The organism is Paenibacillus sp. YAF4_2 (assembly GCF_052113225.1).
Lineage (GTDB): Bacteria > Bacillota > Bacilli > Paenibacillales > Paenibacillaceae > Pristimantibacillus.
In genome coordinates this window covers 450,272-468,287 of record NZ_JBFRCT010000003.1, presented here as the reverse complement: position 1 = coordinate 468,287, position 18,016 = coordinate 450,272, and the positions used below count along the sequence as shown (strand labels likewise).

Here is an 18,016-nt window from a genome sequence, read left to right as displayed (position 1 = left end):
TATAGTTATCCCTCCAAGGTTGGTAATCGGTTTTTAGGCTCATCCCTATAAATGAATTTCCAAATGGGAATATTATAGAGTGATTCTCAATGATTCTCAATAATTATTTTATTATAAGTTTTGTTATAAATCAATGCGGGAACGCCTTTAGGCTGGAAATTATGAGCTCTCTGAAAAATCTCTTCCTATTAATGCTTGTTTGATTAACCACACCTGCTGCTCAAATTCCTTATCTGACAATACGGGAGTCATCAAAGGCTGCGGTATATCTTCATTCAGGCTTACCCAAGATTTACATCCATTATAAGCTGGCTGCATTGGCAGCTCTACCGGCTTTTCCAGTCGATACACTCTCAGCAGCAGCAAATGCAACGGCTTCGTACGCTTCCATTTGAGCCGCTCCTCTGCAAATGTATCCGTCCAAATGTGATACTCTCGAATCCGGTCCAGCGTCGCCTGATCCGTAATCTCGATATCCTCTACAGCCTCTGCATAAGAGCTCAGCTTGATCGACGCCATGTCAGGCGTCCATCCTTCCATCGTTCCTGGGATCTGCCCCTGATAGTCTGCTTTAAGCAAATGCTCCTTCTGATGCTCATAAGCCGGCATAAGGTAGAAGCCTGGGCTTACCAATTGAAAGTCCCGTGTCTCTTCAATAATTCCACCTTTACGCATAACAAGCATAAGATGCCCTTCCTGCAGTGCTTTTACCGTTACGGCCCATTCCTTTAATGCGACCGGGTAGTTAGCCTCCATGATATAAGAACCCCCTACAAAGAATTGTGAAACAATTCTTACTTCGCAAGCAATCGCTGAACGATACTTGTCCTTTGTCACGTTACATTATATCATTTGAAGGTATTCCAAGGCGAAATAATATCCGCTATACTATGTTGAGGAGTTTACTTGGCTTTACGGCCTTTTTTAAATATGAAACCGGAGGTGGACGAAACATGTCTGCTTATCATCCATTAACTGAGCAAGAAGCGATTGAAATCGCAAGCAGCATCGAAGGCTTTTTCCCTGCAGGAGCAGCTCTAAACTGCCGTGAAATCGGCGACGGTAACTTGAATCTTGTCTTCCATATTACTGATGCCGCGAGCGGCAAGAGCCTCATTATGAAGCAAGCTCTCCCATATGCGAAGGTTGTTGGCGAATCATGGCCTCTATCCCTCGACCGCGCACGAATCGAAAGCGAATCACTGATCCTTCAGAACAAGCTCTCTCCCGGACTTGTACCTGCTGTGTACAAATACGATCCAGAGCTTGCCCTGACAATCATGGAAGATCTGAGCGATCATCTGATTATGCGCCAAGGCCTGATTAATGGCATTCGTTATCCGAAATTTGCTGAAGATATTTCAACCTTTATGGCAAATACGTTGTTCTTCACTTCGGATCTTGGCATGAACCAGCAGGAGAAAAAGCTGCGCGTCAAAGAGTTCATTAATCCGGATTTGTGCAAAATAACGGAAGACCTCATTTTCGACGATCCTTATACGGTCTCCGCTAACAATAATATTGAAACTGCCATTGAAGATGCTGCAGCTGCGCTGCGTGAAGACAAAGCGCTTCATCTCGAAGTAGCCTTGCTCCGCGAGAAGTTCCTGACAAGCGCACAAGCATTGCTTCATGGCGACCTTCATACAGGAAGCGTGTTCGCCACACCTGAATCGACGAAAGTCATTGACCCGGAATTTGCTTATTACGGCCCTATCGGCTTTGATATCGGCGCGGTTATCGCTAACCTGCTGCTGAATTACACTGGACAAGGATATTGGATTAAAGACGAGAACGAGCTTGCTGATTTCCGCGGGTATCTGATTGAAACCGTTCGCGACACTTGGACTAAGTTCGACCAGAAGTTCCGTGCATTATGGAATGAGCATGGTGTTGACCGTATCGCTAACACGACGCCAGGTTACCAGGATCTGTACATGAGACGCCTGCTTCAAGATGCAATCGGTTATGCCGGCTGTAAAATTGTCCGTCGTGTCGTAGGACTTGCGCATGTCGCTGACATTGCTACCATTCCAGATGCAGCTGCACGCGAACGCGCACAGCGTTTGGCGCTTGAGATTGGTACATCCCTTATCCATTTGAACCGCAGCGCGGTTTCTATTGAACAAGCAATCGACGTTATTCTAACTGCTGAAGCGAAGCATTAACAATAAGCAATACTGAGCGAAGAGAGGATTCACAAGATGACTACAACTAGCTACACAGGCCTGCAATCTGTCATTTGGCATGACGATAAGCTTGATTTGCTCGACCAACGGCTGCTGCCAGAAGAAATCGTTTATTTACCGCTCGTGACGTCGGAAGATGTCTGGGAAGCTATCCGCCACCTGAAAGTAAGAGGTGCTCCGGCGATTGGTATTGCAGCAGCATACGGCGTAGTGCTGGGAAGCTGCTCTGCTGAATCCGCTGAGGAATGGCTGACAGCTGTTCACAAAGCTGCAGAATATCTTGCGACCTCCCGTCCTACAGCTGTTAACCTGTTCTGGGCACTAGACCGGATGAAAGCTCGTGCCGAGGCCATAGCGGCTGAAGGCTTGACGCTGGAAGGTATGAAGCAGGCGCTTATTACAGAAGCCATCGCCATTCAAAGTGAAGATGAAGAGACCAATCGTCTGATTGGCGAGCATGCTCTTTCTCTGTTCCAGGATGACATTGGCGTCCTTACTCATTGCAATGCTGGCGGCCTTGCTACAGCGAAATACGGAACAGCACTTGCACCGTTCTATCTTGCCAAAGAACGCGGTATGAACATTCGTGTATTTGCAGACGAGACTCGTCCTGTTCTGCAAGGCGCAAGACTTACTGCATTTGAGCTCCATCAAGCTGGTATAGATGTCACGCTTATTTGCGATAACATGGCCGGTCATGTCATGTCCAAGGGCTGGGTTAATGCGGTAATCGTCGGCACGGACCGCGTTGCGGCGAACGGTGATGTAGCTAATAAGATCGGTACTTACAGCGTTGCTGTATTGGCAAAAGCTCATGGCATTCCGTTTTATGTAGCCTGCCCGCTGTCTACCATCGATCTTAATACGCCTACAGGAGCTGAAATTCCGATCGAGGAGCGTAATGCGGAAGAAATTACAGAAGGCTTTGGTAAGCGTACTGCTCCGCAAGGCGTGAAGGTGTACAATCCGGCATTCGATATTACGCCAAACGAGTACGTCACGGCTATTATTACGGAAAAGGGAATTATTGAGGCGCCTTTTGATGTGAATTTGAAGAAACTGTTTGAATAACATTACAAACAATATTTAAATCAATTAGAGGCAGTCCCCTGCTTGAACGCCGGAGACTGCCTCTTTGTTATGCACTCGAGTGCTATATCATCAAGCGGAGCGCATCTGCGCCATTCATACCAACAACGATGCCTAGCGTTTCCGCGGTAGTTGTTACGGATTCTAGAGGCGCCGCAAGCAGTTCCTCTAATGTTTTCACCCCAACTGCTCTACCAGCAATAATCTCTCTATCCTTCAGCCGGTCATTAAGAAGCCCTACATCCAAGGCACCGCACATAATATACCCTCTATCAGTGGATATAGAAAGCAGTGTCGTTTTCGGCAGCTTAACTTCAACGCCAAGCGCAATAATCCCGTCCCCAAGAGGCACAGGAACCATTCTCATCATTTTAGGACACCTCCTTCACATCAAGGCCGTGACAGGTCAGTTCGAACCGCAACAACATTATATGCAGAACCTGTTCAGCAGTGTTGGTCAGACGCTGATTTTAGGACTACATAGACACTTGATTTGATGTTATATTTATTAAGATATTATTAACTATTTAGTCCGGAGGAACTATGAACCCAACACAATCGGCCCGCACAAACTCATATGTATTCCAGGTTGAATTGCTCATTGAAAGCGGTAACAATGGTGAAGCTTTGGAGAAGCTTATTAAGACGCTTAACCAAGGGGCAATAACTGACTATCGCATATTAAATGGTATCCAACTGGGGCAGCTCATTGATCAGCGTAAATCGGAATTACCAGGCAGACAGCCGGTTCCTATAGCTCCACCTAGCGGATTCGATTCCATCCGGGCTTTTATGAAAAGTAATAAATTAATACGATTGATCGTCAATAAAGGGCTTGGTATAAAGCTCAGCATCCCCTGCCGAATTCTTAATGTTGATGAGGATGGGAATCTAATAACGGTCTACCATGTAGATGAGAAGCAAGTGTACACCTTTAGAATGAATGAAATTGAAGACTTTCAAGACTAATGGAAACAGAAAACAACCCCCGTACGGATTTACGTACGGGGGTTGTTTTGTACAAACTTATCATTATTGAATAAAGGCCGCTCCAAGCATTTGCTCGATAGCCGCGCTAGACACTGGAGGACTCCAGAAATAGCCTTGCATTTCGTCACAGTGGTGTTTCCTCAGAAACTCCATCTGTTCTTCATTCTCAACACCTTCAGCGATGACTTGAATATTCAAGTTATGCGCCATAGCGATTATTGCCGCTACAATCTCCGCATCGCTTGGATCCTGCTGAATATCCCTTACGAATGAGCGGTCGATCTTCAGGCGATCAATCGGGAAGTTCTTTAAATAATGGAATGAGCTGTAGCCCGTACCGAAATCATCAACACTGATGCCAACGCCCATATCTGTAAGCTCAAGCAGACAACGTGATACATGTCCAGTGTCCATGGTCATCGATTCGGTTATTTCCAAATCGAGATACTCTGGTTTTAATCCTGTTTTCTCCAGCACAGAAGCTACCTTACTTGATAGATCCTGTTGAACAAATTGACGTATCGACAGATTAACGGATACCGGCATCGGTGGAAGCCCTGCATCCTGCCAAGCTTTATTCTGTCGGCATGCTTCCTCTAGCACCCAATCACCAATCTGTATGATCATACCGCTTTCCTCAGCAATCGGAATAAATTCACCTGGGGCAATCATTCCTTTGACAGGATGCCGCCACCTTACAAGTGCCTCTACTCCAACCATCATTCCGGATACCAGATCATATTGCGGCTGATAATGGAGAATAAACTCACTGCGTTGAATAGCCCGATACATCTCATGCTGAAGGGTCAAACGTTCGAACGAAGAGTTGCTCCAGCTCTCGGAGTACATCATACAATCATTCTTACCGCTTTCCTTCACCTTCACCAGTGCAATATCAGCCTTCTTCAAGAGCATATATCCATCATCCTCTTGGATCATGCTTGTTACCGCTCCAAGGCTCGCTGTTATATGTAAAGGGAAGCCCTTTAGTTCAAATGGTTCATCAATGGCATGCAACAGACTACGTGCCAATTCGAGAAGCTCGGATTCCGACTCAATATTCTGGAACAGTAAGGTGAACTCATCGCCTTCCATACGCGCCATAATACCTTGGTCTCCAAGTGCAGAAGTCAGCCGCTCGGCAACCTGCATAAGCAGCATATCACCAAATTCACGTCCAAATGATGCATTTACCAGCTTAAAGCGATCTAAATCCAAATAACATAAACCTATCATTTGATCTTGCTCTCTGGCGAGTGCAAGACTTTCATTTAATCGAATATGGAATAAAGTCCGGTTCGGAAGTCCTGTCATATCGTCATAATAAGCCATATACCGAATCCGCTCTATATTACGCTTCCGGTCACTTAAATCTTGACTGACAATGATCGTTCCAATGACTTCTTCTTCCTTCAACATCGGTGCACTAATCATCTGCAGCTCGAGCGGAAATCCGGAGCGATGTTTAATATTAATGTTGCGCTGCTCAGACTTTCCTTGAAGGGCTTGTTCCATCATCTCCTGCAAGCTGTTCCGGCTTCCCGGCTCAACTAAAGGAGCAAGAGCTGTCCCAAGCAGTTCGGATCGTGAATAACCTAGCGTATTGCTTGAGGCAATATTCATTTCCATAATGACGCCATCCCGATCAAGTATCGCAAGCGGAACAGCTTCCGATTGCAGCAATGTCTCTACAATTGGCGTATGGAAGTTCCGAAACCCTATCATTCGACGGTCCTTAACATAAAAGAAGATCGTTATCGCCAATGCCAAAACGGCAACTATTGAAGCCGTCCATTCCAACAGGGGGGCGGCATTCCTATATAAGGCAGCTGTAAGGAACAGCGCCGCGGCAATTGATATCGTAAGAGCAGCCGTCCGCAGCATGGCAAATGACTGCGAAATTCGAAGCCGTCTATTAGGCGAGCCGTCCATCCGTTTCGTCACGCACCAACTTCCTTCCTCTTGTCAGGTCTAGCGAGTGTTAGCTACATTATAAACGAAATGATCTTTGCGGTATAGAAATATTTACTAAAACGATAAAAAGTACTTGTAGAAATTAGGCGAGTTATGTCGAATAGTAAGGTAATTCGATAGTTTCATTATGATTCCAATAGCTTTTCAGACCTATAATTATTAATAATCTGACACTAGGCACACCATTAAATAGCAGGACTAAACAGCCAAATCATTATCACACCACTTCAAACTAGCCCCTCGTATGAAATCCAATCTGGCGAGTTAAGATGATAGTTAGCGTTGAAAGTTATACTACTGTTAGACAAAAAAGAGCCTCCTCCACCACTTGTTAAGTGGGGAAGGAGGCCTCTTTATTACCTTATAGTGGGCTTTCTGTTTTATGATTTCTTCCGGGCACGCAGTGCTGCCGCTGCAATATAACCCCAGCCAACTAGGAAGGCCACGCCGCCAAGTGGTGTAATTGCACCCAGAATGGAGATGTCGCTGAGTGCCAGCGCGTATAAGCTTCCGCTGAATAATACGATTCCTATGAGCAGAAGACGAGCCCCAACTCTTACAAGCTTCGTATCGCCAATCCGATCAGCAAGCAGAGCGACCAACATTAAGGCAAGGGCGTGATACATATGATAACGAACTCCGGTCTCGTACACTTCCAGCATATCTTCCGATAAGGTATCCTTCAGACCATGGGCACCAAAGGCACCAAGAGCAACCGCCAAAGCAGCACCAATAGCACCGTATGCAAAATATTTATGAGACATCTTATTTTCATCCCTTTCATGTTTGTGTATAATCTTACAAGTAAATCCACTTATTCCAAAGGAGTCGATCTTTCTTGGAGGAACCACGTAATCCTATACAGCCGGACCAGGATGCGATTTCAACCGAAAATCCTGAACAGACTTATGATAACCCTTACGCATCCAGGCCTTCATTCAAGTCACCACCACCAAGAGAGAACCAACCTCTGAAACAATCAGGCTTAGGTATAGCATCCTTCATCCTAGCGCTTGTGACGGTACTCTTAATTGTTGGTGCTTTCATCAGCGCGGCTGTCTTCGCCAGCAGCGTCTCGGATGATCCACAAGCCTTCCTGAATGAACTGGAAAACATCAATGGTGAGGCACTTCCATCTAACATTGTGCCTATTCTTATTGCAGGCTTCTGTATGCTCGCGTCTGTCGGTGTTGCTATTATCGGTCTAATCCTTGGGATCATTGGCGCAGCTTCGAGGACTCGGCGTAAAACATTCGCGATTATCGGAATTGTGTTAAACGGTCTAGTCGTGCTCGGAACTGTCGGCCTAGTTATTATAGGTCTTGCCTCTGCTGCAGCGCAATCGACAATTTAGCAACAAATACAAAGAAGAGGCCGTCTCTCAGGGACGACCTCTTCTTTGTATTTGCAGCTTCTATACAAGCTGATACGAGACGCTCTTATTAATGGCTGCTATTTTGTTTTCATAACCTTCTATTTTGATCTGCTGAGCAGAAATTTGTTGGACGACACTGAACAGTGTTGTAAGAGAACGGATAGCTGTCTTCCCGTCATAGCTGCGAAGCGCATACAACAAGTCACTCCACTCGGCAGATTTCTGCTTGTTCAGTTGGCTGATCGCCGACTTTGCTGTTGATACTTGCTGCTCCTGTGCATTAATCGCATCAAGCTGAGTGCGCATTCGCTTCATTTTGTCACTTGCGGATGATTTCGCTGAGCTAAGTGCATTTTGAGCCGTTCGTATTTCCTCTTTGGCACCCTTCACCGATATCTCGAGCAGATCAACTTTCAGCTGAACTGCCGCTGTCAGCTCCTTAATCCCATATTTCCTAGCTGCCTTTAATTCAGCTTGAGCGACTGCATACTTATCAAACAAGGGCTGGTAATATTGCTTCAGCTGCGTGACCTTCCGGTCCAGCGCATCCAGCTTGGCCTTATCAATAAGCTTGATCTTCTGCCGGATCTCAGATTCCTTGTCGTCGTTTGTCTTGCTCGTCACCTTTAGCCGCGTATCGCGCTCCCCTATTGCATTCTGCTGCTGGATGAAGCTTTGGTACAGCGACTGCAGCTTGGCCGAGTCACTAGAAGATAATGCCGCCTTCGTCTTGTCGAATTGCTTCTGCGCTGTTGTGGACAACGTGTTCACAGCCGCCTCCGTAACAGCAGCAGGCAGCAGAGCAGACAACAATAAGGTAAGAAATATAACTGCCTTCAACATTCGAGATTTCATACGAATAAATCCTCCTTGTTTATTGGTCACAGCGGACGTAAATAAACGCAAAAAAGCACCCTTCAAACCAAGCCAAAAGGCTGGTTCGAAGGGTGCTTCCCTTACGATCATTGCGCGTTGCCGCATATGTTCTTTCACTATACGGTCAGCTCTAGGATAGTGTCAAGTACTGTCATTATTTTACCGAAATAGACGTTCGGCTATAGCCTTCCTTCGTCTTATATACTTCAAGACTTGCAGGGAAAGCCTGCTTTAATTCCTGCACGTGAGAGATAACGCCAATCATACGTCCAGAACGCTGCAGATCCACAAGAGCCTCGATCGCTTTGTTCAGAGAGTCTTCATCGAGTGAACCAAATCCTTCATCAATGAACATCATCTCAATGGAGACACCGCCCTGATACGATTGAATAACATCCGTCATCCCCAGCGCCAGGCAAAGCGAAGCATTAAATTTTTCGCCGCCAGACATCGTCTTCACATCACGATTCTGCCCCGTATAAGCATCGTACACATCAAGACCAAGACCACTCTGTTTGCCGCGTGTCTCCAGTCTGTCGCTGCGCTGCAGGACGAATTGTCCCCCGGACAGATGACGGAGCCGAGCATTCGCCGCATGCAAAATTTGCTCCAAATATTCGATAAGGATATAACGTTCGAATGAAATTTTGAGTGCATTGTCACCTTTAAGCATTTGGTACAAATCAAGCACATGCGCAAGCTTCGCCTCCAGCTCCTTCACTCTTACAGAAGCTTGATCAATCGATGTTTTTAGTCTTCCGGCATCATCGGCGAAACGTGCCGCGATCTGCAAAGCATTACCTGCCGCTTCAATACGTCGTTTCATGTCCGCAATCTCGGCGTTCAGGAGCTCGATATCTGCCTGCTCTTTGCCGGCAAGCTCCAGCTCGAGCTCGTCAATCCGCTTCCTTACAGCTGCGACGGCCGTTTTGTAAGCTTCGATCTGAGCTTTAAGCGTCCGGCTCTCCGGCTCCGGCATATGCGCCTCATGGAAGCTTGTCATGGAATCAAACTCCGCTTTGACTAGTTCTTCTTCCAGACGTTTCACCGCAAGCGCCATGTTGTTCTTCGCATCAATCAGCTGCAGCTCAGTTTGCTCCGCATGTGCCTGCTCCTCTGCGAACTTGGCACGCTTGCGCAGCAATTGATCCTGCGCATCCTTCCAGGCAGCGGCAAGAGATTCTGCTAAGGTACGCTGCTCCTTCAGCCGCTGTTCCATGAGCTTTGGTGAGCGAAGCGACTCCGGAATACGCTCAAGCTCTTTCGATAGTGCTGACTGCTTAGCACCTTTCTCAACCGCAATCTGTTGCTGCTCCGCCTGCAGCTGATCCTTCGCCTGCTGCAGCCGATCAAGCTGCTGTTCCAGCTCTTCTGCCTTCAGCTTCAGCTGCTTGGATTGCTCTGCTTGCTTCTGCAGACGTTCCGCTTCCTCATTCAGCTGCTTCCAGCGCTGCCTCAAGGAAATCTGCTGCTCCGCGAGTCCCGATGCCTCGGCGCCATACTCCGCCAGCTCTGCCGCGCTGCCTTCCCAACTCGAACGTGCAGAAGCAGCCTGAAGCTTGGCTTCGTTCAACTCACGTTCAACCTGCGATAGCTGCTCCTTTGCCAGTTGAAGCTGCTCCCGTGAAGGCACGGCTTCCGCTGTAACCGTTTTACCTGGGTGTTCCTCACTTCCGCATACCGGACAAGGCTGACCGTCATGAAGATGAGCGGCTAATAGACTTGCTTGTCCTTCAACCCAGCTCCGCTCTAATTGATCATGTTCCTCACGTATATGAGAAAGCGACTGGGTTCTCTCTTCAATAAGGGTAGAGTACACAGCCAGTTCTTTCTCCAGCTCGATCAGCTTGGAAATATACTTGCCAATCTGCAGCACCTGACTCCGCTGCTCGATAATAGCGGGCAGAATCTCAGCATCACTCTCGAAAGCTTTGAGCTGTGCCGCGAGCGCCTGCTTCGCTTCCTTCGCTTCGGCGATTTGTGCCTCTGCAGCAGCAAGCTTCGCGGCTCCGCTCTTCTCCGCAGCAGCAAGCTGCTCCACCGCTACGCGCTGCGCCTCCAGCGTCTGCACGGCTGGCGCCAGCTCCGCCAGCTTGTGCAGCTCACGCTCTGCAGCCTGCCGCTCCTCGCCGCGTTCTTCCTCGCGGCGATACCGCTCCTCGGCTGCGGCAAGCGCCTCCTTCGCGGCATCCGCCGCCTGGCGCCGCATATCGCGTGCCTGCTGCTTCGCCGCGGCATCCCGCTCCGCTCGGCCTGCCTGCTCCGCGTACGGCACAAGCAGCGCCGCGCGTTCCGCGAGCAAAAGCCGGTGCTCGCGCTCCGCATACTCGCTGCACTGCGCCGCTAACTGCTCCTGCTTCGCCTTCTCGCTAGTCAGCTCGGCAAACCGCGCCTGCAGCGCCAGCTCCCCGCGCAGCGTCAGCTCCTGTTCATCGAGCATCCGCTGCAGCTCTTTTTTCCCCGCTTCGCCTTCCGTCATGAGCTGGCGATAGTAGCTAATCTCCTGCTCCAAAGCTTCCGACAGCTGCGCAGCGCTATACAGCTCTTGAGCAAGAGTCTGCTCCAGCGTGCTTCCTTCTCTCCTTGGAAGATTGTCCGCAGCCTGCTTCATGAAATGGTCAACGCTGATCTTCGCTTCCTTCAGTGAGTCGCCAAGCTCCCGATTCTGCTGTTGAAAACGTGTCTCGAGCCGTTGATACAGCTCCGTCCGGAAGATCCGCCGCAGAATCTCTTCTTTGTTATCTGTATCCGATGTAAGCAGCTTCCGGAATTCACCCTGCGGCAGCATGACGATCTGATTAAACTGCTCCTTCGAGAGGCCAATAATCGTCTCCAGCTTAGCATTCACATCCCCAACCGTGAACCGGTCAACGACTGGAACCACTTCGCCGTCTGTCAATTCATACAGCTCCGCTTTACCGCCCGTTTCGCTCTTGTTCGTCCCTTTCCGGTGAGGAAGCTGACGGAAAATCCGATACATACGGCGCCCAACCGCAAAATCCAATTCTACCGCTGTATGCTTCTCATCGTCAGCGAAATGACTACGCAGCATACGCGGCTCCGAGCGGTCTTCACCACTTGCCGTGCCGTACAGCGCAAAACAGATCGCATCAAAAATCGTCGTTTTACCCGCTCCCGTACTGCCGGAAATAACAAACAGCCGATGCTGGCCAAGTTCGCCAAAATCAACGACCTCTGCGTCCCGGTATGGACCAAAGGCCGTCATCGTAATTTTGAGAGGTCTCATCGCACTTCACCCTCCTCTCGAAGCAATCCGCCAAACGCATCTGCAAACAGCTTTTTCTTCGGCTCATCCAGCGGTACACCTTTCACTTCCATATAAAATGATTCAAATAAGCTGACCGGATCAGCATCACTTTTGCGTGCAGCCTCCTCCGGTGTATCCCCTGCTTCACCTGTTCCGCGGACAGCCGTTACTCTGCGTTCCACATGCAGCGCATTTGGATAGACAGCCCTAACCTTTTCCATCGGGAAAAGCACGGGATTATCATTCAGCAGCGTAACGAATACATAATCGTCACATACCGGATGCGTTTCAATCTCTTCAATTGGACCCGTTATCCGCCGCATATCGCGCAATGGCTTCAGCTCACGCTTTTCAACAGAGACATTCCCATCCGCATCCATCTCCACGACCAAATAGCCTTTGTTGTGATGCTCCTCGGATATGGAGTATTTCAGAGGCGAACCGGCGTATCTGATTTTTTCACTGCCGACAAAATGCGCCTGATGTAAATGCCCCAATGCGGTATACTGGAAGGGCTCGAAATAAGCAGCCCGAACATGCTCGGCACCGCCAATCGCTAGAGGGCGTTCCGAATCGCTAGTATTAGGTTCAGCAGCACCAGTCGCCGTCACGAAAGCATGTCCGACCAAAATATGTCTTGCCGCCGGATCCATTTGCCCGGAAATGCGACTCGTAATCGCCAGCATCGCCTCATCATGTGTCCGGATGCTCTCGTTATTAAAAGCATGCCGCACCTGTGCAGGATCGGCATAAGGCACAAGATGCACATGCACCTGGCCATCCGCATCCTTCAACACAACGGGCTTATGTTCCTCCCGCAGCCTTCCGGCAATATGAAGCCCCCGGCTCTCCATCATCGCCGTTCCGAAGTCGATCCGATCCGGGCTGTCGTGATTACCTGAAATGGCGAGCACTGGCGTATCCAGCTCAACTACGATTTTTTCCAGCAATTCATCCAGCAGATCAACCGCTTCCGTAGGCGGAACAGCCCTGTCATACAAGTCGCCCGCAATAATGACCGCATCCGGTCGTTCTTCCTCAATTGCACGTACAAATTGCTCCAGCACATAACGCTGGTCTTCCGTCATATATACACCCTGCACAAGCTTGCCTAAATGCCAGTCTGCAGTATGAAAAAATTTCACTCTATGAACATCCCTTTCTATCCTACTGTACCTAGATACCGTAACCGTACATATATTCGCGTTTCGACGGCATTTTCCTTCCTGCAAATATTTCCCCTATGCCCGAACAATGGTACATTAGTAGACGGACTTCATAGATTAAGAAGCAGGAGGAAAACATGCAAACAGAGCTAGAAGCAAGACATAAGCGATCCTTATTCAGCAACCATACGCTGCTGCTGGCCGTCGTATTTGGCGGATTTCTTATATTTGGATTTTCGGAAAATATTAAAGGCCCCGCTATACCACGTATGCAGGCTGATTTCTCGCTAAATGAAGCGCAGATTGGTATGCTGCTCGCCTTAAATTCACTCGGTTATTTGATCGCATGCAGCTTCACGGGTTCGTTAGTCAAAAAAATCGGCATTAAGCTGACAACCCTTCTCGCCTTTGGCTCCATGGTCGTATCGGGCTTCTGCCTGTATTTCTCTGCTACCTATTCAACGATGGTGTTGTCTTACTTCTTCATGTACATCGGCAACGGTCTGCTGGAGATTGCACTAGCCATTCTGGCAGCTCAAATCTTCACCCGCAATACCGGTACGATGATGAATCTTGCTCATTTCTTCTATGGGCTAAGCTCAATGGTAGCGCCAATTATGGCGGCTAATTTGATGGGTGTTCATTTGTTTGGCTCAGGACTTGAGCTTGGCTGGCGTGGAATGTATTGCCTGATGCTGTCACTGACGCTGCTGCCGATGATTCCAACGATCTTCGCCAAATCACCAAAGCAGGAAGAAAAACAGGGGGAGCGTCTATCGCTGAAGCAATATATGCGGGACAAAGCAGCATGGCTTCTCGTTGGTGTCCTCTCGCTCGGAGTTGTGTCCGAAATGTCGATCGGCAGCTGGCTCGTTAACTTTCTGGAAAAGGCCTATGGTTGGAGCAGTGATGCATCGGCTGGAATGCTGTCTACTTTCTTCTTCTGTTTCATGCTGGCGAGGCTTATACTAGGTCCCGTAACGGATAAAATCGGCTATACGATGTCTCTTATCCTATTGTCAGCCTTCTCTGGACTGTGCTCTATAGCAGCCGTTATCGCGGGAGAACCAGGCGCCTTCCTATTCGCCGCAGCTGGCATTGGTATCGCGCCAATCTATCCGACGGTTATGGCGCTAATCGCCAGACGATATTCGAAGGAAAGTGATACCGCCATTACGTTTACGGTAACGCTAATGGGCGTTGCTACAGTTGCGGGGAACTACTTGATTGGTCTTATTACAGAACTGTTCAAGGATGGGTTCGCAGATTCGGATCATCCGAAAGCTGGCTTGATTGCTGGTCTTCAAGCGGGGTATTATTTCATCGGGGTTTGTGCCCTGCTCTGCTCAATCATGTCTATTGTGCTGTACCGTCATTTGAAAAAACGCGGTGCTTTATTATAAAAGAAGGCTGCTCTCTCATCTTCAAGATGATAGGAGCAGCCTTCTTTTAATAAGCTTAGTTTTCCGAGGTAAGAGTAAAGCGCTCGTTCACATGCTTCGCAGTCTCGATCTCATCCACGACAGCAATCACAAAATCTTCATAGCTGACATAGCTATGGCCTTTCGAGTTCACCAGCAGATGATCCTTGCCTAGTGTGTACGAACCGGTACGTTTGCCTTCCGGATCAAAGAAAGCCGAAGGACTGATGAACGTCCATTTTAATCCTGTCGAGTTCCGAAGATCAACCAGATTTTGTCCTTGGTTCTTCGCTGTAGCAAGGAACATCTCCGGGAACTCCGGGGTGTTAAAGAGCTGGACCGTCTTTGCTTCATCCACATACAAGCTGCCTGCTCCACCGATCACAATGAGGCGTGTATCCGAACCCGACAACGCTTCAATTAACGCCTTACCGGCTGTAACATGAAGCTGTTCTTGACCAAGCGGTGCGCCAAAGGCGTTCACAACAACATCAAAGCCTTGCAAATCCGCGGCTTGAAGGTCAAACACTTCCTTCTCGAGCACTTGAATGCCTTCTGTCGTAACTTTCGAGCGATTCCGTACCACTGCTGTTACTTCATGACCTCGGCTTAAAGCTTCTTTCACAACCAACTGGCCTGCTTTACCTGTAGCTCCTACAACTGCAATTTTCATTCTAAATTCCTCCTTAGTGTGATTCTGATTTGGCTTGATTATCCTGGATAAGGTCTGCGACCAGGTCTTCTAATGTGATCTCAGAGAGAATACTTTCCATCGCATGCTGCGCCCGCTTCAATACAAGCTCAAGCACGCCTTGAATGCTGGCGCCAACAGCGCAATCCGGATTAGGTTCCTCATGAATATGAAACAGCTGTCCTTCTTCCACGACATCTACTGCGCGGAAAATCTCAAGCAGCGTGATGTCACATATTTCTTTCGTCAGGTAAGCGCCCCCGGTGCCTGATCGCACCTGTACGAGACCTGCTTTCTTGAGCTGTCCTAATAGTCTCCGAATAATAACGGGGTTTGTATTTACGCTGCCGGCAATCCATTCGGAGGTGTTGTGAGCTTCCTTCGAAATCTCGAGCAGCGATAAAATATGAACGGCTATAGAGAAGCGGCTGCTGATTTTCAAACGCATTACCTCCAATGCTATGGTTATTTCATGTTGATTGATGCTACGATTATTTCATGTTGATTGCTCCTTGTAGTTTGTTCCTCGATTTAATTTTCAAAGGTTGGAACAAACGTACAATAGTCATACTCAACACGAAATAACCTCCGCAAACATGGAAAAGATAAAAACCTCAATAACAACAATTAGAACAACAATAACAACAACCACAATAGCTCCTCGTTGTAACCATTGTAGTTACAACTCAAACATAAGTCAACAGCCTCTTTTCTAGGCTTGTTCATACCATAATTAATGTATTGACAAATATTTATTTATGTGTTATAATATATAATTTTATTATTTACATATGTTTGTGATGTCTATAAAATGGTCACATGACCTCGGCCGGGTCCCTTCATTTTGTACGAGGAGTGTGACCTTTATGCTTATTCATCAAGGAATTGCTATGCTTTCGATTAGTACCCCTGTAATGGGGAAAATGGATACCGTTCACCCTGTCCTTCTATGGGACGATCAATCCGTTGTTCTGCTAGACACCGGTTACCCCGCTCAGCTTGGACAACTTCATACTGCTATTGATGCCACAGGAGCGGATCGGAGCAAGCTTTCTCATATTATTATTACCCATCAAGACATTGATCATATCGGGAACTTACCGGAATTGGTCGAACAGACCTCATCCAAGCCAGAAGTCCTGGCACATCCTCTTGAGAAACCATATATTCAAGGCGATAAAAGGCTCATTCGTTTTACCGATGAAGCAATCGCTAGTATTGACCTTATGCCGGATTCGGTGCCTGAATCATTCCGTAATGGACTAAAGAGACTAATGCTCCATCCACCAAAAGCGAATGTCGACTGCGACCTCGCTGACGGTCAGCATTTTCCCTTGTGTGGAGGAATAACCGTTATCGATACACCAGGCCATACACCTGGACATATCAGCCTTTATCATGAGCCATCCCGTACCGTAATTGCCGGGGATGCTCTGATCGTCAAGGATGACCAGCTGTTTGGAGCGGATCCTGCAACAACACTTGATCCAGACACGGCACAAGCATCTATCACAAAGCTGCTCGATTTCGATATTGATACCATCATTTGTTATCATGGCGGGTTATTTAATACGAGGGTTATGGAACGGCTTGCTGAGCTTGCTTCCTCTAAGTAAAAGCACAAAAAGGCGAGGCAGAAATCTCTGCTCCGCCTTTCCCCTTTTTCCGAAAGGAAACCATCTCGGGGATGGAGAATATTGCCTAATCTATTTTTAAAAAGAATATTCTCTTTCTACCTTGCAGATTCGCACTTTGTAGCTCTCATACCAGGCTTGCTTGCCGTTTTCCTGGGCAACTAGATGCTCTTCATTTTGCTTCCAGCTGCGGATTGCTTCAAGGCTCTCCCAATACGAAACGGTTATACCAACACCTGCAGCATCACGAACGCTTTCCGCATCAATAAATCCAGGCTGCTTCCTGGCCAGTTCATCCATTCTGTCTGCCATTTCGGAGTAACCTTCATCCCCATCTCGACGTTGGCTTGTAAAGATGACAGCATAGTACGTTGTTGGTTTCATAACGAATCTCTCCTCATCTTGTAAAGGGGTTAACATTCATGAATCGCTTCCTAATCGGGCAATACGGACATTTTGACTACAACAAATTCTATAGAGATTATAAAACAGACTTCTATGGGATAGAAGCTTGTTTACTTCAAGAAGAGCAGGATATTACCAATTTAGTCCAAGAATCCCACAAGACTGATTACCGGATTGGCATTCATTTTCCGCTTCGGGCTGGTCTATCAAATCTGCGGGATGCTCTATTTCTAGCGCAGGATGAGACCGTCCGATCTCATGCTTATGAGATTGTTGAACAAGAATTGGTTTATATCACTTCACGTATGAACCCGGACTATATTCTTTTTCACTATCCGAAGCCGGTCCTTCTTGATGATCGAGTAGATTGGACAAGCTGGCGGTTTGATGACCGGATGGAATATGTGTATGAAAGTGAGTATTCCTTCGAGGCGTTTAAACAGCGCAGCGATGCTTTGTTCGAATGGCTTTCTTGGAAGAGTGTGGAGTATGGTTTTACACCTGTTCTGGAGTTTGATGCTTTGAACAAATATGTCTATGAACAAGACTATTTGCAGCAGAGGTTAGAGCAATACAGCGAGATTAAGCTATGTCTAGATACAGCGAGGCTTTTCATTCAGGATCAGATTGATCCTCATTTCAATGCGCTGACCGTACTTGAGCAATATGCCAAGTATGCCGCAACGGTTCATCTCTCCAATGTGCAGATGGTTGACGGGAGCATTACGCAGAGCCGGATCCCTGTCCTGCCCGATCAGCATCCAAGCGACGGCTGGGCTCCGATTGAACAATACATGCGTATTGTGTGCAAACAGAACCAGAACGTTAAAATCATGTTCGAGCATCGTTCAGAAAAGGTCACCGATGAGCAGCTTGAGCAATGCTACCGCTGGGTTACGCAGATTATAGAAGAAGTTGAAGCTATGAAGTAACAAATG

At 47.8% G+C, this 18,016-nt stretch carries 17 protein-coding genes; 7 read left to right on the top strand and 10 right to left on the bottom strand.

The annotated features are described in order from the left end of the window. Window positions 1-159 precede the first annotated feature (159 nt). Window positions 160-756 carry a DUF1802 family protein gene (locus AB4Y93_RS09520; protein ID WP_441891236.1) on the bottom strand — a complete coding sequence of 199 codons (597 nt, stop codon included), beginning with the start codon at window positions 754-756 and terminating at the stop codon, window positions 160-162. Window positions 757-953: 197 nt separating this feature from the next. Here AB4Y93_RS09520 and mtnK point away from each other — a divergent pair, with 197 nt between their 5' ends. Next, window positions 954-2,168, top strand: coding sequence for an S-methyl-5-thioribose kinase (gene mtnK / locus AB4Y93_RS09515; protein ID WP_441891234.1), 1,215 nt, complete (start codon window positions 954-956; stop codon window positions 2,166-2,168). A gap of 36 nt (window positions 2,169-2,204) precedes the next feature. Continuing rightward, on the top strand, window positions 2,205-3,260 hold the full coding sequence (gene mtnA, locus AB4Y93_RS09510) for an S-methyl-5-thioribose-1-phosphate isomerase (protein ID WP_441891232.1): 1,056 nt from the start codon (window positions 2,205-2,207) through the stop codon (window positions 3,258-3,260). An 82-nt stretch (window positions 3,261-3,342) separates the two neighbouring features. Here mtnA and AB4Y93_RS09505 read toward each other — a convergent pair whose 3' ends face one another. Next, complete coding sequence (locus AB4Y93_RS09505) at window positions 3,343-3,648, bottom strand: YunC family protein (RefSeq protein ID WP_441891230.1); 306 nt, start codon at window positions 3,646-3,648, stop codon at window positions 3,343-3,345. 173 nt (window positions 3,649-3,821) lie between these two features. Here AB4Y93_RS09505 and AB4Y93_RS09500 point away from each other — a divergent pair, with 173 nt between their 5' ends. After that, entirely contained in the window at window positions 3,822-4,247 is a 426-nt protein-coding gene (locus tag AB4Y93_RS09500) for a hypothetical protein (protein ID WP_441891228.1), read from the top strand. Between the two features lie 63 nt (window positions 4,248-4,310). On the opposite strand, the gene AB4Y93_RS09495 is transcribed toward AB4Y93_RS09500, so the two are convergent. Both AB4Y93_RS09495 and AB4Y93_RS09490 read right to left on the bottom strand, forming a co-directional pair. Next, window positions 4,311-6,212, bottom strand: a complete 1,902-nt coding sequence (locus AB4Y93_RS09495) for a putative bifunctional diguanylate cyclase/phosphodiesterase (protein ID WP_441891226.1) — start codon at window positions 6,210-6,212, stop codon at window positions 4,311-4,313. Window positions 6,213-6,622: 410 nt separating this feature from the next. Continuing rightward, window positions 6,623-7,006, bottom strand: a complete 384-nt coding sequence (locus AB4Y93_RS09490; RefSeq protein WP_441891224.1) for a DUF423 domain-containing protein — start codon at window positions 7,004-7,006, stop codon at window positions 6,623-6,625. 74 nt (window positions 7,007-7,080) lie between these two features. Between AB4Y93_RS09490 and AB4Y93_RS09485 the strand changes: the two genes are divergently transcribed. Next, window positions 7,081-7,596, top strand: coding sequence for a hypothetical protein (locus tag AB4Y93_RS09485; RefSeq protein ID WP_441891222.1), 516 nt, complete (start codon window positions 7,081-7,083; stop codon window positions 7,594-7,596). 60 nt (window positions 7,597-7,656) lie between these two features. Here AB4Y93_RS09485 and AB4Y93_RS09480 read toward each other — a convergent pair whose 3' ends face one another. From AB4Y93_RS09480 to AB4Y93_RS09470, 3 genes are all read right to left on the bottom strand, one after another. After that, window positions 7,657-8,472, bottom strand: a complete 816-nt coding sequence (locus AB4Y93_RS09480; protein WP_441891220.1) for a hypothetical protein — start codon at window positions 8,470-8,472, stop codon at window positions 7,657-7,659. Between the two features lie 175 nt (window positions 8,473-8,647). After that, window positions 8,648-11,740, bottom strand: a complete 3,093-nt coding sequence (locus tag AB4Y93_RS09475; RefSeq protein ID WP_441891218.1) for an AAA family ATPase — start codon at window positions 11,738-11,740, stop codon at window positions 8,648-8,650. After that, window positions 11,737-12,906, bottom strand: coding sequence for an exonuclease SbcCD subunit D (locus AB4Y93_RS09470; RefSeq protein WP_441891216.1), 1,170 nt, complete (start codon window positions 12,904-12,906; stop codon window positions 11,737-11,739). Before AB4Y93_RS09470 ends, AB4Y93_RS09475 begins: the two co-directional genes overlap by 4 nt. Before the next feature lie 158 nt (window positions 12,907-13,064). Here AB4Y93_RS09470 and AB4Y93_RS09465 point away from each other — a divergent pair, with 158 nt between their 5' ends. Next, window positions 13,065-14,330 (top strand): MFS transporter, encoded by a 1,266-nt coding sequence (locus AB4Y93_RS09465; protein WP_441891214.1) that lies wholly within the window; start codon window positions 13,065-13,067, stop codon window positions 14,328-14,330. 55 nt (window positions 14,331-14,385) lie between these two features. On the opposite strand, the gene AB4Y93_RS09460 is transcribed toward AB4Y93_RS09465, so the two are convergent. Both AB4Y93_RS09460 and AB4Y93_RS09455 read right to left on the bottom strand, forming a co-directional pair. Then, window positions 14,386-15,021, bottom strand: a complete 636-nt coding sequence (locus AB4Y93_RS09460) for an NAD(P)-dependent oxidoreductase (protein WP_441891212.1) — start codon at window positions 15,019-15,021, stop codon at window positions 14,386-14,388. Between the two features lie 13 nt (window positions 15,022-15,034). Continuing rightward, window positions 15,035-15,481: an Rrf2 family transcriptional regulator gene (locus AB4Y93_RS09455; protein ID WP_441891210.1), complete on the bottom strand. Its 447-nt coding sequence runs from the start codon at window positions 15,479-15,481 to the stop codon at window positions 15,035-15,037. Between the two features lie 424 nt (window positions 15,482-15,905). Here AB4Y93_RS09455 and AB4Y93_RS09450 point away from each other — a divergent pair, with 424 nt between their 5' ends. Then, complete coding sequence (locus tag AB4Y93_RS09450; protein ID WP_441891208.1) at window positions 15,906-16,655, top strand: MBL fold metallo-hydrolase; 750 nt, start codon at window positions 15,906-15,908, stop codon at window positions 16,653-16,655. Between the two features lie 96 nt (window positions 16,656-16,751). Here AB4Y93_RS09450 and AB4Y93_RS09445 read toward each other — a convergent pair whose 3' ends face one another. Continuing rightward, entirely contained in the window at window positions 16,752-17,057 is a 306-nt protein-coding gene (locus AB4Y93_RS09445; RefSeq protein WP_441891206.1) for an antibiotic biosynthesis monooxygenase family protein, read from the bottom strand. A gap of 38 nt (window positions 17,058-17,095) precedes the next feature. On the opposite strand from AB4Y93_RS09445, the gene AB4Y93_RS09440 reads away from it, so the two are divergent. Next, window positions 17,096-18,010 carry a sugar phosphate isomerase/epimerase gene (locus tag AB4Y93_RS09440; RefSeq protein ID WP_441891204.1) on the top strand — a complete coding sequence of 305 codons (915 nt, stop codon included), beginning with the start codon at window positions 17,096-17,098 and terminating at the stop codon, window positions 18,008-18,010. Window positions 18,011-18,016 lie beyond the last annotated feature (6 nt).